Origin of the sequence: Sorangium sp. So ce363 (genome assembly GCF_051520435.1) — a bacterium.
Lineage (GTDB): Bacteria > Myxococcota_A > Polyangia > Polyangiales > Polyangiaceae > Sorangium > Sorangium cellulosum_B.
The window spans coordinates 3436753-3463441 of record NZ_CP150333.1 but is presented as its reverse complement, the minus strand read 5'-3'; the positions used below and the strand labels follow the sequence as shown (position 1 = coordinate 3463441).

Sequence of the window (26689 nt, the reverse complement as noted above, 5' to 3'; positions counted from 1 at the left end):
CGTCGCGCCCTCGTGTAATTCTGCGCCGCTGCTCGACGTATGACGTTGCGAAGATCCGCAGCATCGTGCGCAGCGGTCTCGAAGAGCTCTCGCTGCGCCCGCACGGCCGGACGCTCATCAAGCCCAACGTCGTCGCGTCGGGAACGCACTTTCCGCACGCGTACACGCGGCCCGAGTTCGTCGAGGGGGTGATCGGCGCGCTCAAGGATCGCGACGACGGGCGCGTGAGAGAGCTCGCCGTCGGGGAGCGGTGCGGCATCACGCTCCCGACCCGCATGACGTACGAGAGCGCCGGCTACTACCCGATGTTCCGCCGGACCGGGGTCAAGCACTACCACTTCGAGGAAGAGCAGCAGGTCGAGATCCCGCTCACGCACGAGGGCCGGCTGCGCGACTACGTGTTCACGCCGGAGCCCGTCGCGAAGGCCGACTTCTTCGTGAACTGCCCCAAGTTCAAGTCGCATCCCTGGACCACCGTGACCTTCTCGATGAAGAACTACATCGGGATCCAGGACGATCGGCACAGGCTCATCGATCACGATCACCGGCTGAACGAGAAGGTCGCCGATCTGCAGTACATCGTGCAGCCGCAGTTCATCGCGATCGACGCCATCACCGCGGGCGAGGGGCGGATGCTCACGCCCTCGCCGTTCGACCTGGGCCTCATCATCATGGGGAACAACCAGGTCGCGTTCGACTCGGTCTGCTGCCAGATCATCGGCGTCGATCCGAGGAGCGTCGAGCACATCCGCCTGGCGTCGGAGCGCGGCTTCGGCCCGATGGACCTCGGCGAGATCGAGATCACGGGGGACGTGACGCTCGACGAGGCGAAGCACAAGGCCAAGGGGTTCAAGGTGGGCCTCGTCCGCGTCGAGAAGTACTTCGAGGGCACGAACATCACGGCCTACGCGGGCTCGCCGCCCGAGCCCGAGCACACCGATTACTGCTGGGGCGGCTGTCCAGGGGCCATCGAGGAGGCGATCGAGATCCTGCGCGAGTACGACAAGGAGTGCGACGCGAAGATGCCGCGGATGCACGTCGTGTTCGGCGCCTACGAGGGCCCCATCGACGCGAAGCCGGGCGAGAAGGTGATCTTCATCGGCGACTGCGCGACGTACAAGGGGAAGATCGGCGATCAGCTGGTCAGCATCGAGAGCCTGTACCGGGAGCGGAGCGCGCGGGACCCCTACACCGCGAAGCACGATGACGTCCTCGCGAAGATGGTGAAGGTGACGACCAAGCTCGCGATGGCCCGGAACGAGACCGCCCTCCGGCTCGAGGGCTGCCCCGTGAGCGTGGCGGAGCAGGTGCTCACGCTGGTCACGCTGGGCAAGACGAAGAACCCGTACTTCGCCCCTGACCAGCTGCTCGACTTCAACAAGGCGTACGTCGCCTGGCGCGGGGCTTCGCTCGCGAAGCGGCTCGCCGGCAAGCCCTACCAGGTCCACGGCGCCTGCTCGCGCGGCGACGCGGCGCCCGAGCTCCCGTCCGAGCCGCCTAGCCCGCCGGACGCAGAGTGAGCTCGAAGAGGATGTCGAGCTCGTCCCGCACCTTGAAGGCGCCGAGCGGCCCCTTGACCTCGCGCACGCCGAGCGCAGCCATCGACAGCTGACAGGTTCCCGTCACCCCGATCGCGCCGTCGCCGCGATCGCGCGAGGAGAGCCGCGCCACCAGCGAGGCGCTCCCCGAGGCGACCTGGACGCGCACCTCGGCGCGGTCACGCGTGGCCCCCGAGGCGCGCACCGCCACGATCTCGGTCCCCGCGAGCACCTCGCCGCGCAGGCGCCGCTCGATGTCGCCGCGATCTCCCGCGGAGAGCGCGTCGGGATCGACGCGATCGCCGCGCAGGACCCCCGCGACGGAGAGTTTGGCCACGGGGACCTCGAGCTCGGCGCTCCATGACTCGCCGTCGAGCCGCGCCCGACCGCGCAGCTCGGACGCCGTGATCTCGAGGTCGTGCGCCAGGCGCGCGAGCATCCCTACGGCTCGGGTGTGGATCGTCAGGCGGGACGCGTTCGGATCGAGGTGCAGCTCGCTCATCGGATGGAGCTCCTTTTCATCATCATGCAAGGGCGCGCCGGTCAGCGACGCTTGGAGCGGCGGGGACCGTCGGGCACGAGCACGTAACGGCTCGACGACGGCTCGGGCTGCCGGAGGAGCTCGGCTCGGAGCAGCGCCTCCGCGAGCCGCGCCTCGATGACCTCGTCCGTGACGCCTGGCTCGAGGGTCACCACCGCGGCCTGGATGTCGCGCGCCAGGGCGTCGAACTCCGCGCTGTCGAAGGCGTAGATGTCGTCGGGGAACAGGAGCGCGAGCGGCTTCCGCTCCACGGCCGTGTTCGTCAGCGCCGCCAGGTCGCTCTCGACGATGAGCATGACGCGAGCCCGCAGGCACATCCCCCTGCAGCGCGCCGCCAGCGCCTCGGACGAGCCGACGAGCAGGACCGATCGAGGCGCGTTGACCGCCTTGGTGGCCTCGTCGTCCCCGTGCTCCTGAGTCATTCCCTGAAGAGTACGTGAACGAGCGGATGAAGCCATCCCTCTTGCGCCGCTCACGCCATCGCGGTGGACGTCAAGCAGCCGGTCGGGGCAAGGCGAGCCGAGCCACCGCGGCCCCGGCCCGCGCGCTACTCCCTGCAGCGAGCCGCCGCGACGAGCGCGAGGACGAGGGCGCTCGACGCGAGCAGGGCGGCGCTCGCGGCCTGCCCGAGCCCGAGCGGCGGCGGACCGCCGAGGAGGTTGACGGCGTTGCCCCGGGGCAACAGTGCGCCGATCACCCCGGCCGAGCCACCGAGCAGGAGATCGGCCGCGAGCGGCACGAAGCGGCCGAGGCCGCGCCGGAGAAAGGTCGCACCGAGCGAGAACCAGCCAGCGTAGGCGGCTCCGGTGAGCGCGCCGATCCACCCACTGACGAGCATGTCTCGGACGAATGGCGCAGCGCCAGGACCATGGGCGGCGGCGACGACGACGACGGCGAGCAGCGCTCCCACGAGGGCGGAAGCGAGGGCCGTGGCCAGGGCGATGCCGAGCGCGACATGGTGGGACGAGGCGCCGAAGCGGGCCGCCGGCCAGGCCGCGTCGCGCAGCGTGGTGCGATCGGCGGCGTCGGCGGCGAGGGCGAAGATCGTGAGCGGCGTGGCGAGGCGGAACGTGGAGAGCAGCGCCCGGTCCACGGCCCCGGAAGGCCCGAACGCGATCTCGATGACCGCGGCCGCGACCGCGAGCGCGGCGCCGAGCCCCAACGCCAGCAGCGGACGCCGCGCTCGGAGGCGGCTCAGGGTCATCTCCATCCCGAGGCGGACGCCCGTCAGCGCGCGCCCGCCCCGCTCGACCCCCCCTTCCGCGGGAGGAAGCGGCCGCGCTGCGGCGCTCGATGCGCTCTCACCCACCATCGTGGCGTCCTGTCTCCGTGGCGCGCGGCGAACCGTCGGCCCCCGGCGGGTCGGCCCCGATCCGTCCGCCGGCAGCGGCATCGCCGTGCGCCGACAGCGGCTCACCAGCGGGCGCGGACGGACCGTCCGACGGCCGGCTGAGCGGCGCTGCCGGGCCGAGCGGCGTCGGTGCGTCGAACGCCGCCACCGCAAACGGCCCTTCGGGCGCGCCCGGCAGCGGGGCAGCGCCCTCGCTCGCGGGTGCGCCGAAGGGCCGGCGCGAGCGAACGGCGGCCAGGTGCAGCGCGGTCGCCGCCCGCACGTCGTGCATCGACGGGGGCGGCGAGGAGATCGCGAGGAGCGTGACGTCCTCCCTCGCGGCCGCATCCAGGATCGCGAGCGCGGCCGCCTCCCTGTCCGCGGCCCGGATCCGCAGCGTCGACGACGCCTCCGCCGGCCCCTGCTCCCACGCGCCCGCGCGCACGGCGGGAGCGCTCGCGAACGCCGCGGCGAGCGCGCGAGCGCCGGGCGCGTCGGGCGCCCGCTCGTGGACGAGCACGTGGATCTCGACCTCGGGCCGCCCCGCGCCCGGCGGGTCCGCGCCCGGGGCAGCGGCGAGGTGGTCGCCGGCGCCAGGCTCGGTTCGCGCGATGACGCCGCGATCGAGCACGTGGATGCGGTCGGCCAGGGCGCTCGCGTCGACGGTCGAGGACGTGACGAGCACGACGCAGGCGCCAGCTGCAGCGAGGGCGCGCAGGCGCTCTCGAACCGGCTCCGGAGACGGCACGGCGACGTCGGCGAACGGCTCGACGAGGCAGAGCAGGAGCGGCCGCGGCACCCCGAGGGCGAGCGACAGCTCGACCGCCCGGGCCTCGGAGAAGCTCAGCGAGGCCGCGCGGCGGGCGAGGAGCGGCGCGACGCCGAGCGGCTCGAGGAGCGCCGCGGCGCCGCCCGCGGGCGCGCCGCGGGCCCGGAGCGCGACCGACATGCACGACGCCACCGACGCGCCGTCGGGCAGCTCCGGGGTGGCGGCGAGGACGCCGATCCGCGCCCGCGTCGCCGCGCTCCGGCGCGGGTCGCGCCCCGCCACGAGGACGCGGCCGGCGAGGGGGGCTGCGCGCCCTGCGAGCACCTCCGCGAGGGCGAGCGTCCCGTCCTCCGGGGCGCCGAGCACCGCGTGCACGCCCGGGCCGAGCGCCAAGGACAGGCCCGAGAGGCCCCCCCGAGGGCGCCCCTCTTCACCGGCGCCGTCGCGCGCGCGCACGCCCTCGAGCACCACGACAGGAGCGCCCGGGCTCATCCTGCAGGGCCTCCCGCCGAGCGGGCCGCGAAGGAGAGGAACGCGCCGAGCGCTCCCGGGATCGACCACCTCGAGTCGCCGGCGAGATCGGCGAGCCCCCAGGGGACGAGGGTCAGCACCAGGAACAGGGCGCGCCCTCGCGCCCCGGCGACGCGGCCGCTCGCCGCGGCGAGGCCGCCGAGCGTCACACCGGAGACCACGCCGAACAGGGCGAGCGCGGCGCCGTACGCGAGGTGCTGGAGGCCGAGCAGCAGCGAGCCGGAGAGGAGCGCCGCGAGCACCGAGAGCGCGGCCAGCGGGAGCGCGACGACGCGCGCGACCTCGAGCATCGCGGCGAGGCTGCGCACGCCGTGGAGCGAGGCCCGCGAGATCCCCCGCGCGGCGGCGAGCGCCTCGATGCCGTCGCGGCGGTCGGCCCCCGGGCGATCGTGCGCCGCGGCGAGGGCGATGGGGCCAGCGGCCGCCCACGCGAGCCCGCGCGCCGCGGACCCGAGCAGCGCCTCCAGCGAGGTCGTCCCGTCGTCCAGCCGGAGCACGAGCGCCATGACGCCGCACCCCAGCGAGATGAGCGCCGCCATGGCGAGGCCGAGCCGCCCGCCGCGCGCGCCGCGGAGCCGCGCGCAGCCGAGCGCGACGGCTGCGCGCAGCGAGCGCCGCGCGGCCGCGCGCCGCCGCGCGGGATCATCCGGACGCTTGCTCGGCGCGTCGCGCGGTTCGGGGTCGTGCGGGCGGGTCATCGGAGGGAGCGTGCGGACGGCGCGGCGGCGACGCGCGCTGCTAGCGCTGCCCTTCCAGGCGCCCGGGCGCAAGGCGAATGTGCCGCGGACCGGAGCGCGCCGCCGGAATGTGGTGCCGCCGTGCGCCAGCGCCACCCGTTACGACGGCGTCGCGACCGCGAGCCCCTGCGCGCTCGTCGCGACGCCGAGGGGACTCAGTCGTACGAGAGCCCGCGGCGGCCCTTGTGCTTGCGCTTGCGCTCCTTGTCGGCGACGCCGATCTTGCCCCACTCGTAGGTGATTCGACGGCGGAAGGCGCCCAGCGCATCGCCGCCGTACAGGAAGAGCTCGCGCGGCGAGTCCGTCTCGCCGATCGTGGGCTCCCAGAGATCCGACGGGACGAACGCGAGCAGCGCCGGCGCGCTCATGCGCATCCGGCCGATGAGGAGCCCGCACGTCGTCCCGTCGCCCGGGCGCGCCCGCTTCGCGCGCTTGCCGCGGCCGCGCGGCGCCCCGTTCACCCCGGCCGGCCGCGCGCAGCCGCCGCCGAGCACGAGCTCCTCGTTGCCCCGGGGGTGCCAGGTCCACATGCGCTCCACGCTGAACGCCCCCTCGGCCGACCCGGCCCGGGACGCGTTGCGCACCTCCTCCGGCGCGAGCGCCGCGAGCTGCGCCGCCGCGCGCGCGTCGACGAGTGGCTCCAGCCGGAGCGGGCGATCGCGCGTCACCTCGAGCACCACCTCGAAGCTGTTCACCTCGCCGGCACAGCAGCGGACGCCGACCTCGGGGCGGCGCATGTCCGGCTTGGCGCCGCGCCCGTGGGCGCATCGCCCCACGAGCTCGCCCGTCGGCCCGTTGCCTCCGCGCAGCGTGACGAGCCCCGACTTGCCGCTGTCCCGCTGCCACTGGCTCGAGGTCCATGTCCATACGCCGCCATGGAGATCGTGCACCCCGAACGCGCTCACGCACCCGGCGTTCACCCCGTTGGGCGTCAGGACCCGGCTCTGCCCGGTCGCGCAGACCGGCGCCTTGTACGTGTCGCCGTACTCGTACGTGGTGTTGTCCGGCCCCTTGCAGGCCCGCTCGATCTCGAGCTCCGTGCAGAGGCGCTTGCCCTGCGCCTCGCACAGCGCGCGCGCCTCGTCCTGCGCGATGTTCGTGGTCGGGATCGCGCCGACCTCGTTGGGGTACGAGAAGATGTCGATGTAGAAGCCGTGCATCACGACCTGCGCGCCCGCCATCTCCTCGTCGGCGATGCGCGGCAGCCGGTCCGGCGGCGTGCCCGCGATGAGCACGCCCTTCGGGATCCACGCCATGCCGGGGCGCGGCTCCGGCTCGGTCTGGCTCACGTCCCAGGGCGGGGCGGCGTCGAGATCGGCGTCCGTGCCCGGCGAGGCGCCGCCGCGATCGCAGCCGGGAGCGGCCGCGAGGAGGCCTGCGAGCGAGGCGGCGGCGGCGAGGGCCTTCCCCCCCGGCGCGCGGACGGAGCGCTGCTCGCCGAGGCCCACAGGCTCACTCGGCGTCGCGCTCGCGGAGGTTCAGCTCCTTCATCTTGAGCTGGAGCCCCTTGCGCGAGATCTTGAGGAGCCGCGCGGCGTGGGTGACGTTGCCGTGCGTCTGCTTGAGGGCGCGCTCGATGAGGTCGCGCTCGAGCTTGCTCATCGCCGCCTTCACCTGCTCCTTGAGGCCGTCGGGCGTCGACGGCGCGGCGGAGGTGTCCGCGGCGGCGGCCGCGAGCGGCAGCGACGCGCCGGGCGCCGACGTGGCGCCGCCGCGGATCTCCTCCGGCAGGTCGTCGAGGCGGATGCGCGCGCCGTCGGCGAAGAGCAGCGCCCGCTCGACGACGTTCTCGAGCTCGCGGATGTTCCCCGGCCAGGCGTGCGAGGCCAGGCGCTCGAGCGCCTCGGGCTCGATGCTCTCGATGCTCTTCTTGAGGCGCGCGTTGAACTTCGCGACGAAGTGGGTGCAGAGGTGGGGGATGTCGCTCCTCCGGTCGCGCAGCGCGGGGAGCGCGATCGGGACGACGTTGAGCCGATAGAAGAGGTCTTCCCGGAACGTGCCCGCCGCGATCTCCCGCTTGAGGTCGCGGTTGGTGGCGGCGACGAGCCGGACGTCGACGTGGATGGTCTTGATGCCCCCGACCCGCTCGAACTCGCTCTCCTGCAGGACGCGCAGGAGCTTCACCTGCATCTCGTTCGGGATCTCGCCGATCTCGTCGAGGAAGAGCGTCCCGCCGGAGGCGAGCTCGAAGCGCCCCGGCTTGGAGGCGACCGCGCCGGTGAAGGCCCCGCGCTCGTAGCCGAAGAGCTCCGACTCCATGAGGTCCTTCGGGATGGCCGCGCAGTTGACCTTGATGAACGGCCGGTCGCGACGGCCGGAGTTCTCGTGCAGCGCCCGCGCGACGAGCTCCTTCCCGGTGCCGCTCTCGCCGCTGATGAGCACCGTGGTCGGCGTGTCGGCGACCCGCTCGAGGATCGCGTAGAGCTCCTGGATGGGCGGGCTCTCGCCGATGATGCCGAACCGGTCGGAGCCCCCCCGGGGCTGCGCCGCGGAGACGTCCCGCGTCGCGTCCGCGCTCGCGAGATCGCGGGTGCGGAGGGCCTTCTTCACGACGACGCGCACCTCGTTCTGATCGAACGGCTTCGTGATGTAGTCGAACGCGCCCGTCTTGAGCGCCTCGACGGCGTTGTCGACGGTCCCGTGCGCCGTGAGCAGCACCACAGGCCGCGACGGGTCGTCGCGGAGCGCGGCGCGGAGCAGGTCCATGCCGTCGACCTTGGGCATCCGGAGATCGGTGATGACCAGATCGATGTGGTGCTCCTTCAGGAACGCGAGCCCCTCCTCGCCGTCTTCCGCGGTGTGGACCTCGTAGCCATCCCGGCCGAGCTGGGCGCTGAGGACCCGCCGGAGGTTCGCCTCGTCATCCACGACGAGGATCTGCTTCTTTTCGGGGAGCATCACCGGGCGAGACTAGCAGAACCGGAAACCAAGCAAGCGCCGGGACCGTCTCTCGACGCTCCGGCCGGCCGCCCTCGCGCCGCGCGGGCGCGCCGGCGGCGTTCCCGTCCCGCTCCCGCGGCCTCGCTCAGCGCTCCCATGCCGTCCCCCGGCCGTCGCTTCGCTCGGCGCTCCCGTCCCGCTCCCCTGGCCGCCGCTTCGCTCGGCGCTCGCCACGCCGGTCGGCAGGCCGAACGCATTGCCTCGAGGTCCGCAACACTTCCTTTTTCTCGCTGCCGGCGAAGCGGATCAGTATGCTGCGGCCACTTCTCGGAGGGCGGCTCGGATGCGTGTGCTTCGGACTTGGCTGGTCGGTCTCGGCGCGGGGATATTCCTCGCCGCGGGGTTGGCCTTAGCAGGAGATCCGGCCATCGAGTACCCCGAGTGCTACCGCACGGCGACCCCCGCCGACCTGGAAGGCGCCAAGGGGGCGCACAAGGCCGCCACCCAGTTCTACGAGCGCGCTGACTACGATCGCGCCATCCAGTACTGGAAGGACGCTTACCAGCTCGACTGCTCGGCGCACGGCGTGCTGATCAACATCGCCAACGCCTACGAGAAGAAGGGCGAGCGGGCCGAGGCGGTCACGGCGCTGGAGACCTACCTGGCCCGCACGCCGGAAGCGAGCGACGCGCAGACGATCCAGGACAAGATCCAGAACCTCAAGAACGCCCTCCGGCCGGCGCCGAGCGCCAGCGCGAGCGCGTCCGCGTCGGCGCCGGCGGTGCTCCCGACGGCCCCCACCGCCTCGGCGATCCCGGACCGCCCCAAGGAGGAGCCTCCGCCGCAGCCTCCTTACGGCTATTCGCCGTGGGTCGCGACGGGCGCCGGGGTCGTCACGCTGCTGGTCGGCGGGATCCTGACCTCGAGCGGCTTCGCGGACATCGGCGCCGCCGAGGACCGTTGCCCGTCGCGCAAGGGCTGCACGGAGGAGGTGGCCGAGCGGGGCAATCAGGGGCGCACGCACGCGACGGTCGGCGGCGTGCTGCTCGGGTTGGGCGCCGCTGGCGTCGCCGGTGGCCTCATCTGGGAGCTCGGGTTCAACCAGCCCTGGCCCAGCAAGATCCAGCTGACACCGGTCGCTGGACCGGGCGCGGCCGGGCTCGGCATGGCCGGCCGCTTCTGAGGGCCGGCTTCCTGGCGACCCGCTGCCTTTCGCCGGGCGCGACGGCGACGGGGTCGGGCGCCCCGACGGCGCGAAACGGCGGGGAGGCAGAGGCTGGCAAGAGAGCGCCGCCTCGCGAGCGGGCGCTCACCGGCGCATCGTCTACTCTCCTGTCGTGCGTCTCAGCTCCTACGCCCGCTCGCCCCTGACACGGCGCCGTCTGCACAGGATCGCGCTCCCCTGCGCGTTGCTCGCCGCGCTGACGGGCACGATGACGGCGGTGCTCGCTGATGGCGACGCCCCTGCGCCCGCGATCTCGCGGGTCGGCCGTCTCCTCGTGCCCACGGCCGTCGCGGCGCCCGCCGATCCCTCCGCGCCACTCAGCGTCGCGATCCTCGCGACGCCTCCGGGGGCGGCCCGGACCACGCTCCACATCGCGCCGATCGGCGGAGCCAAGGCCGGTCCCGCGCTCGCCACGCTCCGGCACCTGAGCGACGCCGTGGTCCGCGCCCGCGTCGTCCCGCGAACGCGGCTCGTGGTCGCGACCGCCGAGACGAGCCCGTCCAGCGACCGCTCGTTCAACGCGAGCCTCTTCCGGATCCAGCCGGGCGCAGAGCCCGTCGCGCTCTGCGACGGCGTGGTCCACGCGAGCCGCCCGCTCGTCACCGCCGAGGGGCGCGTCTTCGTCTCACGCGGCGTCGCCGGCCCGGAGCCGCAGCCCGACAACGACCCCGCGCAGCTCCGGGTCGATGCGCTCACCATCGACGAGGTCGACCTCGCCACCGGCGCGATCCGCACCGTGCACCGACACACCGGCCACCTCGCCTTCCTCGCCGGCGCGTGGAACGGCGAGCTCGTCCTCTACCGCGTCTCCCCGGCGTCGGCCGACATCGTGCTCGTGGACCCCGACTCCGGCGCGACGCGGGCGATCGCCCCGTCGATCCCGCCGTTCGCGCGCGATTTCTCGATCGACGCCGCGGCGGGCGCGCTCGTGTTCCAGGAGCGACACGAGACCGACCCTGGCATGTGGGTCATCGATCGGATCGATCTCGCCCGGGGCAAGCGCACCCGGCTCGAGGCGAGCGCGAGCCACGGCCTCGCCCCGTACGCCTGGCCGGGCGGCGGGCTCGCGTACACGCCCGAGCGCGCCACCGGCTTATTCGTCGTCGGCGCGCGCGCCACGGTCCGCAGCCCGCTCGGCCCCGGCATCGACGCCATCCAGGCCGTCTCGCAGGACGCGGCGTGGGTGGCGGCGCTGCACACGAACCCGTCCGCGTTCGCCGTCCCCTTCGCGATCCGGGTGGAGAGCGGCGAGGTCGCCGCGATCCCTGCGCCACCCGGAGCGCGCATCGCGGTCGCCGGCTTCACCGCCGCGAAGGAGGAGCCGTGACGGGCCGCCTTCTCCTGATCCCGGCGGCGCTCTCCGCGGCCGCGCTGGTCGCGCCGGCCGCGCGCGCCGCGTACTGCCCCTGCTTCACCGCGTCGAGCGCGTACAACGATCGCGGCTGCGCGATCGAGGCCGTGCCCGGGATCAACCCCTCCGTCGCGGAGTGGAACGCCATCTTCGACCGCGTCTCGCGGGGTCCCGAGGCCTGGGGTGAGGCCGGCCCGCCGGCCTTCAACCTCGGTCAGGGCTGCGACCTGCCCGAGGCGCGGCGCGACGTTCCCGCCACGTTCCCCTGCGAGCTGCTCAAGGCGATCGCCATGCAGGAGTCGGGGTGGCAGCAGTTCTGCGCGCCGGACCGGCCCATGGACCAGGCGGGGGAGAGCTCGCGGACGATCATCTCCTTCGATTGCGGCTACGGCGCCTCGCAGATCACGAGCGGCATGCGGAGCGGCGACAGCCCGGATTTCGATCCGCGCCGCGTGGCCGCGGAGCCGACCTACAACGCGGCCACCGGCACCCAGATCCTGGCCTCGAAGTGGAGGGCCACGCGCTGCGTCGGCGACCGGCAACCCGCGTTCATCGAGCACTGGTACAGCGCCGTGTGGGCCTACAACGGGCTCGCGTACGTCAACAACCCGAACAACCCCAACTACGACGCGGGCCGCGGCGTCTACGACCCGGCGATCGGCGGCGCCGTTCCGTACCAGGAGCGGGTGTTCGGCTGGATGGAGCACACCGCGGGGCGCTGGGAGAGGACCGAGGTCGCCTACCCTGACCTGGGCGAGATCGGCGGCACAGGCGCGCCGCCCGCGCTCTCCGATCCCCGCTGCGCGTCGCCGACGGACTGCACGCGCAAACGTCCCCTCCATCTCACGCGCTGCGCGGACGACGGTGGCGAGACGGGCGGCGGCGGCGCAGGCGGGAGCGGCGGCGCAGGCAGCGGCGGCGGCGCAGGCGGGAGCGGCGGTGAAGGCGGCGGCACGGGCGGCAGCGGCGGCGCAGACGGGAGCGGCGGCGACGCCGGTGACGCCGGCGGCGCGCCCATCACGACCGCAGGCCACGGAGGCGCTGGAGCCCCGCTGGGCAACGACGACGACCACGACGACGAGACGACGGTCGGCATCTACGGCCGATGCTCCTGCGACGCGCCCGGGAACGGCGCGGCCGCGGGTGCGGCGTCCTGGCTCTCGCTCGGCGCCGGGGCGCTCGCGGTCGCATGGCGCCGGAGACTTCCGAGGCGACGCCGCGCCGACTAACCTCGCCATCCATGCCGCCTCCGCTGGGATCCGAGCACATCGCGGCGTGGGCTGCCCGGCGCGGCCTCGCCTTCACCGCGCGCCCCGACGAGGCCTGGTTCCGCCGCTGGGAGCCCTACGACACGATCGCGCCGCCCTCCGCGTACCTCTCCGCGTGCACGTGGACGGCGAACCCCGGGCACGCGGTGATCGCCGAGCCCTGGTACGCCGAGGGCGAAGCCGAGCCCCTCGAGCGGACGCTGCTCGGCTTCGCGGCGCACCCGGCGCTCCAGCGCCGCGCCTCGATGCGCGTCGGCGAGCATTTCCTGACGCGCGTCGCCTTCATCGAGAGCGCTCCCCCGCCCCGGGTCACCCTCGACGATGCGCTCTGGGACGCCCACGTGACGACCTTCGCCGCCTCCCAGCGCGAGGCCGCCGGCGCGTTCCATCCGCGGCTGCGCAAGCTCCTCGCCCGCCGCGGTTTCCAGGGGCACCTCGAGCTCCGCCCTGGCGGCCTCGTGGTCCACTGCGCCGGCCTGCGGCCCATCCCGGAGCACTACGAGCGGCTGCTCGGCGTCGTGCGCGAGCTCGTCAACGCGGCGATCCCGCACGCCTGAGCGCGCACGAACGCGGCGATCGCGACGCCCGCGAGCCCCCGCAGGGGCGGGGCCGGCCAGGTCCGCTGACCAGCCCCGCCGACCAGCCCTGTCGACGCGTCCGCCGCGCCGTTCTAGGCTCACCGACCATGGCCAAGGTCCTGGTCGTCGAGGATGAGCCGGCCATCGCCGAGTCGATCGCCTACTTCCTGCGCCGCGACGGGTTCGCGGCCACCGTCACCACCACGCTCGCGGCCGCGGAGCGGGAGATCGACAAGGCCGACCTCATCATCCTCGATCTCATGCTCCCCGACGGCAGCGGCTTCGACCTGATCGGCCAGGCGCGGCGGAGCGCGGCGCGCGCCGCGATCATCGTCCTGTCGAGCCGCGACAGCGAGGCCGACCGCGTCGCCGCGCTCGAGACCGGCGCCGACGACTACGTGACCAAGCCGTTCTCCCCCCGGGAGATCGTGGCGCGGGTGCGGGCCGTCCTGCGCCGCGCCGCGCGGCCCTCGCCGTCCGCCGCCGCGCCCGCGCCGCTGCCGCTCGTGGTCGACGAGGCCACGCGGCGCGCGTACGTGAGCGGCCAGAAGGTCGACCTCACCCGCGTCGAGTTCGATCTGCTCGCCTGCATGCTCGCCGCGCCGGGCAGGGTCTTCACGCGCGCGCAGCTCATCGATCGCGTCTGGGGCGACGGGTTCGCGATCACCGACCGGACCATCGACTCGCACGTGAAGGGGCTCCGGAAGAAGGTCGTCGAGGCCGGCGGCGACGCCGACCTCATCGAGACGGTGCGCGGCGTCGGCTACCGCGTCGCGGACAAGCCGGGCCCCGCGGAAGGCGGCGGTTGACGCATGCTGCGCCTCGTCGTCACCGCGGCGGCGGCGGTCTCGCTCATCCTGCTCGTCGCGCTGTTCGCCTCGCGCCTCGTCCGCGCCCGGACGGCGGGGATGAGCATCCGGATGCAGATCTTCATCGCGCTCGGCGGCATCGTCGGCGCGTTTGCGTTCGGGCTCGGGCTGCTCGTAATCGATCGCATCGAGGCGCGCGCGACGCTGCTCGCCGAGGGCAGCGCGCGCGACGAGGCGGCCGCGTTCGCCGCCGTGGCCGCGATGGAGATGGAGGTGCGCGGCGTCGATCTCGCGGCGGTGCGCGCGCTCGACGGCGAGGCCGAGGGCCCGACCGCCCAGAGCATCGCGCTGCTCGATCCCGAGGGCCGCGTGCTCCGGGCGCGCGGCGCCTCGCCGGGCGAGCCCGGGACCGTCTTCGTGACCGCGCCCATCCAGGTCCGCGGCCAGCGCGTCGGCAGCGTGCAGGTCGTGAAGCCGACCATCGTCGTGCAGCGGATGGTCGCCGACTTCGCCCCGCCAATCCTCGTGCTCAGCACGGTGCTCGGCGCCGCGGCGGCGATCTCGTCGTTCCTGATCGGCCGCACCATCGCGACGCCGATCGAGGCGCTCACCGAGTTCGCGGTGCGCGTGAGCGAGGGCGAGGTGCGCGCGGCGACGCCGCCGGCGCAGGGCCGCGAGGTCCAGCGGCTGACGCGCGCCATCGACTCGATGCGGCGCCAGATCGAGGGCCGCCCCTTCGTCGAGACGTTCGCCGCGGATCTCTCGCACGAGCTCAAGAACCCCGTCGCCGCGATCCGCGCGAGCGCCGAGGTGCTCTCCGAGGGCGCGCTCGACGACGCCGAGGAGGCCGCCCGCTTCGTCGCGCGCATCCGCGAGGCGACCACGCGGATCGAGGCGCTCCTCGGGGAGCTGCTGTCGCTCGCGCGCCTCGAGGCGCGCGGCGTGGAGCACGCCGCGGTGCTCGACCTGGTCGCGATCGCAGAGGCCGCCGCGGCGCGGGCGCGAGAGCGCGGCAGCCGCGTCGAGCTCGACGCGCCGAGCTCGGCGACGGTGCGCGGCGACGAGCAGTGGCTCTCGCGCGCCGTCGACAACCTGCTCGACAACGCGCACACGCACGGCGACGCCGCAGCCCCCGTCCAGATCGCCGTGTCTCGCGTGGGCGGACAGGTCGCGATCTCGATCCGCAACCGCGGCGAGATCGGGAGGCACGTCGCGGGCCGCCTTTTCCGCCGTTTCGTGACGACCCGCGCCGACCGGGGCGGCACCGGCCTGGGCCTCGCGATCGTCAAGGCGATCGCCGAGGCCCACAGCGGCTCGGCCGAGTGCACCCACCGCGGGCCGCCCGAGGTCGAGTTCAAGCTCTCGCTGCCGGGGGCCTGATCCTGTGAAAGGATGAGCTCTCTCGCCATGCCGCTCCTCCCGGCGACCCTTTTGGTTTCCGGGAGGTTTCCTCGGTTTGACGGCGCACCGGATCGGTGGTGCGAAGGCGCGGCGGTGGTCTTCGGGCGAGCGAGCGCGTGCCAAAGAGCTCGCGCACCCGTCAGCGGCCAGAGCGCCTTGAGCTCTCCCGCGCCATCCTCCACAGAACCTCCACGATCGCACCACCGTCGGCCCCCCTGCCGCGCTCATGCTCGGCGCAGAGTCCGTCGTCGTCCCCACCCAGGAAAGCCCATGACGTCCAGCAATCTCCCCAAGCACGTCGCGATCATCCTCGATGGCAATGGCCGCTGGGCGGCGGCGCGGGGGCTCCCCCGCATGCGGGGGCACCAGCACGGGGCGCAGGCCGTGCGCACCTCGGTGCGCGCTTGCCGCGATCGCGGCATCCCGTACCTCACGCTCTACGCGTTCAGCGTGGCGAACTGGTCGAGGCCCAAGGACGAGATCGACGCGCTGATGCGCATCTGCCAGGAGTTCGCCGAGGGGGAGCACGACGAGCTGATCCGTCGAGGGATCGCGGTTCAGGTGGTCGGCGATCTCGAGGACATCCCGACGCCGACGCGGCGCGCGATGGAGAAGCTCGTGGAGGACACCGCCGGGGGCACCGAGATGACCCTGGCGCTCGCGCTGAGCTACGGCGGTCGCCGCGACATGGCGAACGCCATGCGCGCGCTCGCGGTCCGCGCGCGGGCCGGGCTGGTCATTCCGGAGGAGATCAACGAGAAGTCGCTCCGGAACTTCCTGACGACCAGCGCGATGCCGGATCCCGATCTCATCATCCGCACCGGCGGAGAGAAGCGCCTCAGCGACTTCCTGCTCTTCGAGGCCGCGTACGCGGAGCTGTTCTTCACCGACACGCTCTGGCCCGATTTCACCGAGGCGACCTTCGACGAGGCGGTCGCGACCTACAGCCGGCGACAGCGGCGTTACGGCCGGACCGGCGAGCAGGTCCGCCGCCTGGCCGCGTCGACCTGAGCGGACGTCGCCGGGGCGCTCGCCGCGCCCACGGCGCTGGCGACGCTCGTAACGCTCGTAACGCTCGATTCCGCGTCCGCGATGCAGTACGAGAGATGCGCTTGTCGTCCAAGCGCCCGTAGCTCAGCTGGATAGAGCAGCGGCCTTCTAAGCCGCGGGTCGCAGGTTCGAATCCTGCCGGGCGTGCCGAACGTCCTCGGTGCGTCGCTTGACGGTGCTGCCCGGCGCGGACCACCATGTCCCTGACGCCATGGACAAGAGGGTCGTGCTCGTGCTGGGCGGTCTGGTGCTGGGCGCGGCCGTCGCGCTCGCGGCGGGGCGGGTGCGCGCCCAGGGGCTCACGCCGAGCGTCCCCGCGCCGCGGTGGGAGCAGGACTGCGAGCAGGCGCACGGCGTGGACGAGGCCCGCGCCATCGCGAAGGCGCGGGGCGAGGGCGGCTGGGAGCTCGTGGCGCTCGACGCCGGTGTGATGTGCTTCAAGCGGCCGGTCCCGGCGCCTCCGAAGCCGGCCGATCCCTGGCCGGGCTACTGACGCACCGCCGCTCCCCTGCCCGCCGTTCGAGGCGGAGGAGCGCCCGAGGCGGCGCAGCGACGGCCCTTCTCGGCCGGCGCGCTGCGTGTCAGCGTTCGGCATGATCGAACTCGGCGACCGGCGCTATGCGCTGCCCGCGCGCAAGACGGTGGTGTTCTGCGTCGACGGGTGCGGGCCGGAGTACCTCGACCAGGCGCTCGCGGACGGGCTGATGCCGCGGCTCGCGGGCACGCTCGCCGCCGGCGGCCTGTACGTGCGCGGTCGAGGCCAGATCCCGAGCTTCACGAACCCGAACAACGTGTCGATTGTCACCGGCCAGCCGGCGCGCGTGCACGGCATCTCGGGCAACTATTACCTCGACGCCGCCACGGGGGAGGAGGTGCCGATGAACGATCCTCGGTTCCTGCGCGTCCCGACGCTCTTCGAGAAGATGGAGCAGGCGGGCGTCAGGACCCTCTGCGTCACGGCCAAGGACAAGCTCCGCGCGCTCCTCGGCGCCTGCCGCGAGGGGGGCCCTCGCCCGATCTCGCTGTCGGCGGAGAAGGCGCACGAGCAGGCCATCCCGGAGCACGGGATCGGCTCGATCACCGCCGCGGTCGGCCGCGAGAGCCCGTCGATCTACGACTGGGACATCTCCCACTACGCCATGGAGATGGGCCTCGCGCTGCACGAGCGGCTCTCGGCCACGCTGCTCTACGTGTCGCTGACCGACTACGTGCAGCACAAGGAGCCGCCGCGCGGGCCGATGTCCGATCGGTTCTACGCCCGCTTCGACGCCCTCTTCGGCGAGTACCTCGACGCCGGCTTCGTCTGCGGCATCACCGCGGATCACGGCATGAACGACAAGACCGCGCAGGACGGCTCACCGAACGTGCGCTATCTGGACGACGCGCTGCGCGAGGCCGGCCTCTCGGGCTTCCGCGTGCTCCTGCCGATCACCGACCCGTACGTCGTGCACCACGGCGCGCTCGGGTCGTACGCGACCGTGTACCTCGGCGCGCCGGACGACGGCGCGCGCGCCGCGCAGGTCCTCGAGCGGCTCCCGGGCGTGGAGCTCGTCCTGACCCGGGAGGAGGCCGCGCGGCGCTTCGCGCTGCCGCCGGATCGGATCGGCGACCTCGTCGTCCTCGGCGATCGGAGCACGGTGCTCGGCAAGAGCGCGGCCTACCACGACCTCTCCGCCGTGCAGCGCGGGCTCAGGTCCCACGGCGGCCTGCACGAGGCGGAGGTGCCGATCCTCGCGAGCCACCCGCTCCGGCCCGGGGAGCGCGCCTGGCTCCTCGGCGCGGAGGCAGCCGACGCCGACGCCGCGCGGGGCCGGCCGAGCGCGCTGTCGAACGCGGACGTCTTCGATCTGGTGCTCAACCGACTCTCGACCGCCATGGCCTAGCGCCGACGATCGAGCGCCTGAAGGGGGGACAGGGATGGGCTCGATGCTCTCAATCGATCGACCAGCGTTCCATTTTCCGTGCCTGATCGGGGGAAGACCGGTGAACCGGGACGAGGTCATCCTCGTGCGCTACCCGTTCACGGGGGAGGTGATCGGCAGCGTGCCGAGGCTCGACGAGGGGGCGGTGCTGGAGGCGCTCGCGAGCGCCTCCTCCGGCCCGCCGCGGCTCTCTCGCCACGAGCGCAGCGAGATCCTGCTCCGCGCCGCGGCGCACATCGAGGCGCAGGCGGGGGCGGTGGCGCGGCTCATCACGTGGGAGAGCGGGCTCTGCCTCAAGGACACGGCCTATGAGGTGCGGCGCGCGCTCGACGTGCTCCGCTTCTCCGCGTACGAAGCGCTCCGCGACGACGGCCAGTGCCTCGCGTTCGACATCTCGGCGAACGGCAAGCCCCGGCGGGGGTACACGCTGCGCGAGCCGCTCCGCCTGGTGACGGCGATCACCCCGTTCAACCACCCGCTCAACCAGGTCGCCCACAAGGTCGCGCCGAGCGTCGCGAGCGGCAGCTCCATGGTGCTCAAGCCGTCGGAGAAGACGCCCCTCTCCGCGATCTACCTCGCGGCCGTGCTGCACGAGTCGGGGCTGCCGCCCGGCATGCTCAGCGTCGTGACCGGCGATCCGGCGGAGATCGGGCGCGCGCTCGTGACCCACCCGGCCGTGGAGCTCGTGAGCTTCACCGGCGGGGTCGAGATCGGCAAGCGCATCGCCGGACTGCTCGGCTACCGGCGCGCGGTGCTCGAGCTCGGCGGCAACGACCCGCTCATCGTGCTCGACGACGCCGATCTCGACGAGGCCGTGCGGCTCGCGGCGTACGGCTGTTACAGGAACTCGGGGCAGCGCTGCACGGCGGTGAAGCGGCTCATCGTGAGCGAGCGCGTCGCCGACGAGTTCGCCGGCCGCCTCGCGGCCGCGTCGGCGCAGATCAAGGTGGGCGATCCGCTCGATCCGGCGACCGACATGGGGACGGTGATCTCCGAGGCCGCGGCGCGGCAGCTCGAGGCGGCGGCCGAGGACACGCTCGCGCGCGGCGCCCGGCTGCTGTTCGGAAACGAGCGCCGCGGGGCCCTGTACGGCCCCACCGTGATGGATCATGTCCCGCGGGACGCCCCCTCCGTGCAGCACGAGACCTTCGGCCCGCACGCGCCCATCCTGCGGGTGAGGGACATCGATGAGGCGATCGCGGTGGCGAACGGGACGAGCTACGGCCTCTCCGCCGGCGTCTGCACGAACGACCTGGGGCGCGTCCATAGGCTCGTGCGGGAGCTCCGCTGCGGCACGGTGAACGTGCGCGAGGTGCCGGGGTACCGGTCCGAGCTGTCGCCGTTCGGGGGGATCAAGGACAGCGGCATCGGGATCAAGGAGGGCGTCGTCGAGGCGATGAAGGCGATGACCAACGTGAAGCTCTACACGGTCCCCTGGGAGTGAGGGGGCGCCGGCGCTTCCCCGTACCGCCTCGGCGCGCGCCGTTGTAAGCGGATCGGCATGAGCGGAGAGCCCCTATCGGAGCGAGAGTTCGACGACGTGGCCGATCGGTCGCTGCGCGCGCTGGATCGAGCGATCAACGAGATCCCCGACGGCGTCGAGGCCGACCTGCAGAGCGGCATCCTCACCCTGGAGTTCGAGGACGGCATCAAGTACGTCATCAACAGCCACCGCGCGGCGCGGCAGATCTGGATGGCCGCCGAGCGGGCCGCGTGGCACTTCGACTACCGGCCGTCCGAGGACCGCTGGGTGGCCCAGAAGTCGGGCGAAGACCTCTGGAGCACGCTCGATGCCGTGCTGTCCCGGAAGCTCGGCCGCGCCGTGAAGCTCGCTCGCTGAGCCGCGCGGTCCGCGGCGCGAGGTGCATCACAGGGCGAAGCGGATGCCGAGCCCTCCGAGCAGGCCCGTCACGGAGGCGCCGACCCGGAGGTCGAACGCGACGCGGTCCCACGGGCGAAGCGCGAGCCCGATCTCGGGCAGGACGAGCCACGGATAGACGAGCGGCCGCAGGCCTTGAGGCCGCCCCTTGGGACGGGTGAACCAGCTCGGCTCGACATAGCCTGGGTAGTGATCCGCGTCGTAATCGAGCTCGTTGCAGTACCGGAAGCTCCCGATCGGATTGTTGGGTCCGCGGCATTTCACATAGCGGTACGGGTCCCCCGGCACGAAGGAGCCCGGGTCGCCAGGCACCGCGTCGCCGGGATATGCCTGGGTCCGGTAGAGGTCGCCCATGAACGTCCAGCCCACCCCAAGGCCGGCCCCGACGCGGAAGGCGAACAGCTCGTCTCGATCGAGCGGGATGTTCCAGACCAGGCGGACCCCCGCCTGGAGCGCCTGGAGATCGCTCTCGACGATCTCGTAGTCGGTGTCCGGGTGTCCCTTCGGCTTGAACGGCGTCTCGTCCATCCAGAAGCGCGCGTAGGCGACCGAGAAGACGAGATCGAACCGCCGCCCGAGCCGCGTGGACAGCGAGATGTCTCCGCCGGGGACGAGGACGTCCCGCCCCCCTTCCCCGAGGAGCCCGAACATGAGCTGAGGGATGAAGAAGCCCTGGAATCCTGCGCCGAGCCACACGTCGCGCTGCCTGCGCGGGCTGGGCGGCGTGGGCTCGGGCATCTCGACGGCGGGCTTCGGCCTCTCGTCGGGGCCCGTCGCGACGCGCGGCTTGTCCTCGGCCGGCTTCTCGGCGGCGCGAGGCGGCTTCTTCGCGACCGGCTTCTCGGCGGCGCGAGGCGGCTTCTTCGCGACCGGCTTCTCGGCGGCGCGAGGCGGCTTCTTCGCGACCGGCTTCTCGGCGGCGCGAGGCGGCTTCTTCGCGACCGGCTTCTCGGCGGCGCGAGGCGGCTTCTTCTCCGGCGGCTTCTTCGCGACCGGCTTCTTCGCGACCGGCTTCTCCGCGACCGGCTTCTCCGGCGGCGGCTTCTCCGGTGGCTTCTTCGCGACCGGCTTCTCCGGCGGCTTCTTCCCCCCGGGCTTCGGCTTGAGGCGCAGCTTGATCTCGCGCCGCTGCTTCTCTTTCAGCGTGATCTTCTGCGACGTCTCCTCGTGGCCCTCGGCCCTGGCGACGATCACCAGCACCTCGCCCGGATCGAACCGGTGCGCCGCCGACGGCTCGCTGATCACCTCCCCGTCGATCTCGACCACCAGCCCCTCGTACGGCTCCGCCGGCGTGACGACGAGCGTCGGGATGCGCGCATCGAGCTGAGCTGCCTTCTTCTTGGCCGATGTGATGGCCGCGACATCCCGCGCGTTGTAGCCGGGCGCCTTCTTCTCGCTCGCGACCTTGTGATAGATCTCGCTGGCCTTCAGCAGCTCGCCCTGCTTGACGTAGCAGTCGGCGAGCGGAACCGCCGAGCTCGGGCGATGCCGCTGGCTCTCGGCGGACTCGAGCAGCGGGATCGCCCGCTTGCAGAAGCCGCCTCTGGCTGCGTTCATGCCCTGGTTCGCCTCCTTGTCGCCGGGTCCGGCGAACACCGGAGGGGCGAGCAGCACAGCCAGGAGGCCGAAGAGAGAAGCGATCGGAAGACGCAAGAGGCGCTCAGTCTACCACTGCCCCCCGCGAGGCGCGCGGGACGGACCGGGCGCTGCGACGCTACGACCGCGGATGTCGCGAACGGCGCGGCCCGAGGTAAGGAGCAGCGCCAGGGATCGCCCACATTGGCCCCTGCGTTGCCTGGCGGCTGGCTCGACGGAGCGAGCGGGGCCTGGACCGCCCACCGTCCGGGCAGATAGCGCAGACCCCGGCGAAAGCGCGGGATCTCGTCAGGATCCAAGAGCGCTCCCCGGCGCGCCGAGCGCCGCAGACGAAAAGCTCGACGGATTCCGCTTTACACCTTCGACGCTGGCCGAGAGCCCCTGTAAGCTCCCCCGGAATGGCTTCCGGCGCAGGTATCGAAGGACCGCACGGGCTGGGCGAGAGCACCAGCGCAGAGGGATCGGGCGGCGGTGTTTTGTCCGGGCCCGTGCGACGCACATTGAAGGCGGGCGAGATCCCGAACACGCTGATCGAGTGCACGCACTCGGTCGAGTGCGCGGGCTGTCCGCTCATCGCGGGTGATTACGCGGAGCAGCTCGGCACCAAGCGTGCTCGGGTCGTGTCCGCAGCCGCGCACTACCCATCGCTCGGGCTGCTCCAGACGAGCTCGGTCATCCCGGCCGATCCGATCACCGGCTATCGCGGTCGAGCCAAGCTCATCGTCGCCCCCTCCGGCGCGATCGGGCTGTACGGCCGCACGGGACATCACGAGGTCGTCGACATCCCGGGCTGCCGGGTCCTCACCCCGGCCCTCGCCGCGGTCACCTCGCGGCTGCGCGAGCTGATCGCGTCGCCGCCGCCGGAGGTCCGGCCGCTGCTCCTCCCGTACGACCCGGCGAGGGGCGGCGTGCTCCGCGCCCTCGATCTGCGCGAGGTCCACCTCGCGCCCGGGACGCCGCTCTTCGCGGAGGCGGGAGCGACAGAGGACAACCCGGCGTTCGTGCTGGTCACGTTCGTCCTGCAGCGCGAGCGCGCGTGCACGCGCGACGAGCTGCGGGAGGCCGGCCGCGCCATCCGCCCGATGCTCCCGCGCGTCATCGGCGTCGCGGCGAACTTCCACGACGCGGAGGCGCCGCAGATCCTCGGGCCCGAGACGATCGTGCTCGACGGCGCCGCGCACGCGGAGGACCGGATCGGGCAGACCTACCACATCGCCGCGTTCGGCTCGTTCGTGCAGGCGCACCGCGCGCAGGCCGCGCGCGTGCACGCCCTCCTGCTCCGCGAGATCGCGTCGCTCGAGAACGACGGGCCCGTCATCGAGGGAGAGGCCGCGCTCGGCCCCGCCTCCCGGCGCAAGGAGCCGCCGCGCATCCTGGATCTGTACGGCGGCTCGGGCGCGATCTCGCTCGCCCTCGCGCAGGGCGGCAACCGGGTCCTCATGGTCGAGTCCTTCGCGCCCGCGGCGGCGAACGCCCGCGCCGCGGCCGAGGCCCAGGGCCTCAGCCAGCGCGTGGAGGTGCGCACCGGCGACGTCGCGGAGATCGTCAGCTCCCTCGTCAACAGCTCGGAGAAGTTCGACGGCATCGTGGTCAACCCGCCGCGCCGCGGCGTCTCCCCGACGGCGCGCGAGGCGATCGCGCGCCTCGGCGCGCCGCTGCTCGTCTACGTCTCGTGTGATCCCGACACGCTCGCGCGCGACCTCGATCACTTCTGCCGCCTCGGGTACTCGTCGACGGAGCTCACGCCGCTCGACATGATCCCGCTCACGGAGGAGATCGAGACGATCGCCGCGCTCCGCCGGACGCCCCCGCCCGCGCCGAAGGTCATCTACGACGACGACGGCGTGCTGGTCGTCGAGAAGGGCCCCCACGAGCCGGTGGCCACGCAGCCGGAGTACCTCGGCTCGCTGCTCGCCCGGTGCGCCCGCATCCCGGGCAGCACGACGACGCCCATCATCGTGCACCCGCTGGATCCGGGCACGAGCGGCCTGGTCATGCTCGCGCGGAGCGAGGAGGCGGCCGCGCGCTGGGGCGAGGCGCTCGCGAAGACGGGGCGCCTCATCTACCTCGCCGCGGCCAAGGGCGTCACGCCGGGCAAGGGCGCGATCACCCGCGATCTCCGCGAAGGGACGCGCACGTACACGGCGCGCACGCGGTACCGCCGCCTCGCGGTCGCCTCGGGCCACTCGATCCTCCGCGTCATCCCGGACGGCGGGCGCACGCACCAGATCCGGCGGCACCTCGCCGCGATCGGGCACCCGATCCTCGGCGACGAGCGATACGGTCACGTGCCCACGAACCGGTACTTCGAGGAGAAGCACGGGCTCGATCGCTCGTTCGTGCACCTCGTGCGCATCGAGATCGAGCACCCCCGCACCGGGGTGAAGATGATCATCGAGTCGACGCTGCCCGGCGATCTGCGCTCCGCGCTGGAGCGCTCGACCGGCCCCTCGGTCCTCCGCTTCCTCGAGCAGAAGCACGCACTCGGCGAGCAGCGCGCCGTGCCCGTCCTGACGACCGCGAGCGACGAGCCCGCGCCGAGCAGCAGGATGATCCCGCTCCGCCCCGAGGACGCGGAGTCCGCGCCTCCTCCCTCCATCCGCAGCCCCGGGCCCATCTCGATCCGCGTCCCGGATCTGGACGAGTCGCCCCGGACCATCCGGCACCCCATCATCTCGACCGGCGACGAGGACTGAGCGGCGCGCGCCGCCGCTCGGCCACCCCGGCGAGGCGGGTCCGCTCCTGTGCCCGACCCGCCCACCTTGGTGCGATGCGCTGCGAGCGGATCTGGTAGGCTTACCGGCCGCATGTCCACGTTTCCAGAAGACCGCCCTCGCATCCTCGTCGTGGACGACGAGAAGGTGATCCGCGACATGCTGGCCGACTTCCTCGGCATGGAGGGCTACTACGTCCGCACGGCGGAGGACGGCTCCAGCGCGCTGAACGAGCTCACGAAGGGTCACTACGATCTCGTGATCAGCGATCTCAAGATGCCGCGGATGGGCGGCATCGCGCTGCTGGACGAGATCGGCAAGACGGCGCCGAACGCGCTCACGGTCATCATGACGGGCTTCGGCACCGTCGAGACCGCGATCGACGCGATGAAGCGCGGCGCCTACGACTACGTGCTCAAGCCGTTCAAGCTGGACGAGGTGGTGCACGTCGTCCAGCGCGGGATCGAGAAGCAACGGATGGCTGCCGAGAACATCCGGCTGCGCGAGGCGGTGTCGCTCTACAAGGTGAGCGAGGCCATCGCGGCGAGCCTCTCGCTCGACCAGGTGCTGGAGACCGTCGCCGACAGCTGCCTCCACGAGGTGTGCGGCGATCTCATCTCGACCTGGCTCGACGACGGCGAGGGCGGCTTCTTCGAGCGCCAGCACCTCCGCGGCCCCTCCATCCCGGCGGGCGCCGACCTCGGGCGGCTCGACCCCGCGCTCGTGCTCGATCACTTCCGGCCCGACGCGCAGCTCCTCGAGCAGGGCATGAAGGGGCTCAGGTTCTTCGCGGCGGAGCCGGCGCTCCCGCTCCAGTCGCTCGTCGCCGTGCCGCTCCGCATCCAGAAGCGGCTCATGGGCTTCCTCGCCGTCGCGTCGTTCACGCGGACGAGGCGCTTCGACGAGGGGCAGCGCAAGCTGCTCAGCATCATCGGCTCGCGCGCCGCCGCGGCGATCGAGAACGCGCGCCTTTACCAGGATCTCCAGGCGACGTTCCAGCAGACGATCGAGGGCCTCGCCAAGGCGATCGACAAGATGGACCGCTACACCTCGGGCCACTCGGATCGGGTCGCCGTCTACGCCGTGCTGCTGGCGCAGCGGCTCGGCCTCGGCCCGCACGAGATCGAGATCGTCCGGCAGAGCGCGCTCATGCACGACATCGGCAAGATCGGGTGCGTGCTCAACCTGAACAAGCCGGGCAAGCTCACGAACGACGAGTACGAGGTGTTCAAGCGGCACCCCGCCTACGGGCGCGACATCCTCGACCCGATCAAGTTCCTGCACCCGCTCATCCCCGGCGTGCACCTGCACCACGAGCGCTGGGACGGGCGCGGCTACCCGCTCCGGATGCGGGGTAACGAGATCCCGATCATCGCGCGCATCATCTCCGTGGCCGACACGTACGACGCCATGACGAGCGACCGCTCGTACCGCCGCGCGCTCCCCCACGAGGTCGCGGTGACCGAGATCGAGCGGTGCTCGGGCTCGCAGTTCGACCCCGAGATCGCGGCCACCTTCACGACGCACATCGAGGCCTACCGCGAGGAGCGGCGGGCGCGAGGCGAGAAGGTCCCGGAGTAGCCATGCCGACCACCTCGCTCCGCGACCTCCTCCAGCCCGCGAACGGCCAGACGACGGCCGTCGAGGCGCCCCGGCCGAGGCGCGCGCGCGCCGTGTGGATCGGCCGGCGCCGCTATGCCCCGATCCACGATCTGCAGAAGCAGCTCGTCGAGGCGCGCGCGCAGGGGCGGATCGGCGACACGATCCTGCTCCTCGAGCACGATCCCGTGATCACGCTCGGCCCGCGAGCGAACCCCGAGAACGTGCTCCTCGACGCCCGCGCGCTGGACGAGCGCGACATCGACCTCGTCGCGACGGGGCGCGGGGGCGACGTCACCTACCACGGCCCCGGCCAGCTCGTGTGCTACCCGCTGCTCGATCTCAGGCCGGACCGCTGCGACGTGCGCAGGTACGTGCGCTCGCTCGCGGAGGTGATGATCCTGCTCGCGCGCGAGCACCACGTCGAGGGCGGCGTGGTCGACGGCATGATCGGCGTCTGGGTCGATCGCGCCGCCCCGGAGGCGTGGGGCGGCGCCGAGTGGGCGCGCGAGATCGCGAAGCTCGGCGCGATCGGCGTGCGCCTGTCGCGATGGCTCACGATGCACGGCTTCGCGTTCAACATCGCGGTGGACCTCAAGGCGTTCGAGCTGATCGTGCCCTGCGGCATCCGAGAGCACGGCGTGACGTCGCTCCACCAGCTCACCGGGCGGAAGCTCACCGTCGCCGAGGTCGCCCTCGCCAGCGCGCCGCTGCTCACCCGCGGGCTCGAGCTCGACGTCGCCTGCGTCGAGGATCTGTCGGCGGTCACGGATCTCGCGGGCGCGCTCCTCGCCCCGGAGGCCGGCGCCGCCGAGGGCCGGAGCGCGCCCTAGGCGCGCGCCGGCCTCCGGGGCGAGAGCGCGCCGACGTTGCGCGTCGCACGGCGCGCGCTCCGCGGCTGACGCCGGCGCGCGGGACGTGGAGCACGCTGCGTCGCGGAGGCAGTGTCGCTCGGCCGTGCCGTGGGCTAA

Annotated in this window: 23 protein-coding genes and 1 tRNA gene; 16 read left to right on the top strand and 8 right to left on the bottom strand. The window is 73.0% G+C overall.

Annotated elements, in window-relative coordinates; all coding sequences use genetic code 11:
• Positions 1 to 65: 65 nt before the first annotated feature.
• Positions 66 to 1520, top strand: coding sequence for a DUF362 domain-containing protein (locus WMF12_RS13390; protein WP_437746008.1), 1455 nt, complete (start codon positions 66 to 68; stop codon positions 1518 to 1520).
• Here WMF12_RS13390 and WMF12_RS13385 read toward each other — a convergent pair.
• The 7 genes from WMF12_RS13385 to WMF12_RS13355 form a co-directional block, all read right to left on the bottom strand.
• Positions 1498 to 2040 carry a hypothetical protein gene (locus WMF12_RS13385; protein WP_437871598.1) on the bottom strand — a complete coding sequence of 181 codons (543 nt, stop codon included), beginning with the start codon at positions 2038 to 2040 and terminating at the stop codon, positions 1498 to 1500. The two genes, WMF12_RS13390 and WMF12_RS13385, sit on opposite strands and share 23 nt — an antisense overlap.
• Positions 2041 to 2081: 41 nt before the next feature.
• Entirely contained in the window at positions 2082 to 2501 is a 420-nt protein-coding gene (locus WMF12_RS13380; RefSeq protein WP_272103474.1) for a hypothetical protein, read from the bottom strand.
• 125 nt (positions 2502 to 2626) lie between these two features.
• Positions 2627 to 3391: a hypothetical protein gene (locus WMF12_RS13375; RefSeq protein WP_437871597.1), complete on the bottom strand. Its 765-nt coding sequence runs from the start codon at positions 3389 to 3391 to the stop codon at positions 2627 to 2629.
• Positions 3381 to 4670, bottom strand: a complete 1290-nt coding sequence (locus WMF12_RS13370) for an ABC transporter ATP-binding protein (protein WP_437871594.1) — start codon at positions 4668 to 4670, stop codon at positions 3381 to 3383. The genes WMF12_RS13375 and WMF12_RS13370 overlap by 11 nt, the downstream gene beginning before the upstream one ends.
• Positions 4667 to 5407: a hypothetical protein gene (locus WMF12_RS13365; protein ID WP_437871592.1), complete on the bottom strand. Its 741-nt coding sequence runs from the start codon at positions 5405 to 5407 to the stop codon at positions 4667 to 4669. Before WMF12_RS13365 ends, WMF12_RS13370 begins: the two co-directional genes overlap by 4 nt.
• 194 nt (positions 5408 to 5601) lie before the next feature.
• Positions 5602 to 6894 (bottom strand): formylglycine-generating enzyme family protein, encoded by a 1293-nt coding sequence (locus tag WMF12_RS13360; RefSeq protein ID WP_437871587.1) that lies wholly within the window; start codon positions 6892 to 6894, stop codon positions 5602 to 5604.
• Positions 6895 to 6898: 4 nt separating this feature from the next.
• On the bottom strand, positions 6899 to 8344 hold the full coding sequence (locus WMF12_RS13355) for a sigma-54-dependent transcriptional regulator (RefSeq protein ID WP_437747976.1): 1446 nt from the start codon (positions 8342 to 8344) through the stop codon (positions 6899 to 6901).
• Between the two features lie 385 nt (positions 8345 to 8729).
• Here WMF12_RS13355 and WMF12_RS13350 point away from each other — a divergent pair, with 385 nt between their 5' ends.
• From WMF12_RS13350 to cyaY, 12 genes are all read left to right on the top strand, one after another.
• Positions 8730 to 9509: a tetratricopeptide repeat protein gene (locus WMF12_RS13350; protein ID WP_437871579.1), complete on the top strand. Its 780-nt coding sequence runs from the start codon at positions 8730 to 8732 to the stop codon at positions 9507 to 9509.
• A 154-nt stretch (positions 9510 to 9663) separates the two neighbouring features.
• On the top strand, positions 9664 to 10878 hold the full coding sequence (locus WMF12_RS13345) for a hypothetical protein (RefSeq protein ID WP_437871574.1): 1215 nt from the start codon (positions 9664 to 9666) through the stop codon (positions 10876 to 10878).
• Positions 10875 to 12131, top strand: a complete 1257-nt coding sequence (locus WMF12_RS13340) for a hypothetical protein (RefSeq protein WP_437871570.1) — start codon at positions 10875 to 10877, stop codon at positions 12129 to 12131. The genes WMF12_RS13345 and WMF12_RS13340 overlap by 4 nt, the downstream gene beginning before the upstream one ends.
• A gap of 11 nt (positions 12132 to 12142) precedes the next feature.
• Positions 12143 to 12727 carry a hypothetical protein gene (locus WMF12_RS13335; protein ID WP_437871567.1) on the top strand — a complete coding sequence of 195 codons (585 nt, stop codon included), beginning with the start codon at positions 12143 to 12145 and terminating at the stop codon, positions 12725 to 12727.
• A gap of 128 nt (positions 12728 to 12855) precedes the next feature.
• Positions 12856 to 13557: a winged helix-turn-helix domain-containing protein gene (locus WMF12_RS13330; RefSeq protein ID WP_437871562.1), complete on the top strand. Its 702-nt coding sequence runs from the start codon at positions 12856 to 12858 to the stop codon at positions 13555 to 13557.
• Between the two features lie 3 nt (positions 13558 to 13560).
• Positions 13561 to 14937 carry a histidine kinase dimerization/phospho-acceptor domain-containing protein gene (locus WMF12_RS13325; protein ID WP_437871557.1) on the top strand — a complete coding sequence of 459 codons (1377 nt, stop codon included), beginning with the start codon at positions 13561 to 13563 and terminating at the stop codon, positions 14935 to 14937.
• A gap of 291 nt (positions 14938 to 15228) precedes the next feature.
• Positions 15229 to 15969: a polyprenyl diphosphate synthase gene (gene uppS, locus WMF12_RS13320; RefSeq protein WP_437745996.1), complete on the top strand. Its 741-nt coding sequence runs from the start codon at positions 15229 to 15231 to the stop codon at positions 15967 to 15969.
• Positions 15970 to 16081: 112 nt separating this feature from the next.
• Positions 16082 to 16155 (top strand) — tRNA-Arg (locus WMF12_RS13315).
• Between the two features lie 64 nt (positions 16156 to 16219).
• The gene (locus tag WMF12_RS13310; protein WP_012235184.1) at positions 16220 to 16501 is read left to right on the top strand and encodes a hypothetical protein; all 282 of its coding nucleotides are present in this window, start codon (positions 16220 to 16222) and stop codon (positions 16499 to 16501) included.
• A gap of 100 nt (positions 16502 to 16601) precedes the next feature.
• Positions 16602 to 17891: a phosphonoacetate hydrolase gene (gene phnA / locus WMF12_RS13305; RefSeq protein ID WP_437871546.1), complete on the top strand. Its 1290-nt coding sequence runs from the start codon at positions 16602 to 16604 to the stop codon at positions 17889 to 17891.
• A gap of 34 nt (positions 17892 to 17925) precedes the next feature.
• Positions 17926 to 19374: a phosphonoacetaldehyde dehydrogenase gene (phnY, locus tag WMF12_RS13300; protein WP_437871541.1), complete on the top strand. Its 1449-nt coding sequence runs from the start codon at positions 17926 to 17928 to the stop codon at positions 19372 to 19374.
• A 57-nt stretch (positions 19375 to 19431) separates the two neighbouring features.
• Positions 19432 to 19770, top strand: coding sequence for an iron donor protein CyaY (gene cyaY, locus WMF12_RS13295; protein ID WP_437871536.1), 339 nt, complete (start codon positions 19432 to 19434; stop codon positions 19768 to 19770).
• 27 nt (positions 19771 to 19797) lie between these two features.
• Here the strand turns inward: cyaY and WMF12_RS13290 are convergent, their stop codons facing one another.
• The gene (locus WMF12_RS13290; RefSeq protein ID WP_437871529.1) at positions 19798 to 21462 is read right to left on the bottom strand and encodes a hypothetical protein; all 1665 of its coding nucleotides are present in this window, start codon (positions 21460 to 21462) and stop codon (positions 19798 to 19800) included.
• A 431-nt stretch (positions 21463 to 21893) separates the two neighbouring features.
• Here WMF12_RS13290 and WMF12_RS13285 point away from each other — a divergent pair, with 431 nt between their 5' ends.
• The 3 genes from WMF12_RS13285 to lipB all read left to right on the top strand — a co-directional run bounded on the left by WMF12_RS13285 (position 21894) and on the right by lipB (position 26551).
• On the top strand, positions 21894 to 24101 hold the full coding sequence (locus WMF12_RS13285; RefSeq protein WP_437871526.1) for a pseudouridine synthase: 2208 nt from the start codon (positions 21894 to 21896) through the stop codon (positions 24099 to 24101).
• 111 nt (positions 24102 to 24212) lie between these two features.
• On the top strand, positions 24213 to 25700 hold the full coding sequence (locus tag WMF12_RS13280) for an HD domain-containing phosphohydrolase (RefSeq protein WP_437745990.1): 1488 nt from the start codon (positions 24213 to 24215) through the stop codon (positions 25698 to 25700).
• Between the two features lie 2 nt (positions 25701 to 25702).
• Complete coding sequence (lipB, locus tag WMF12_RS13275; protein ID WP_437871517.1) at positions 25703 to 26551, top strand: lipoyl(octanoyl) transferase LipB; 849 nt, start codon at positions 25703 to 25705, stop codon at positions 26549 to 26551.
• Positions 26552 to 26689: the final 138 nt, after the last annotated feature.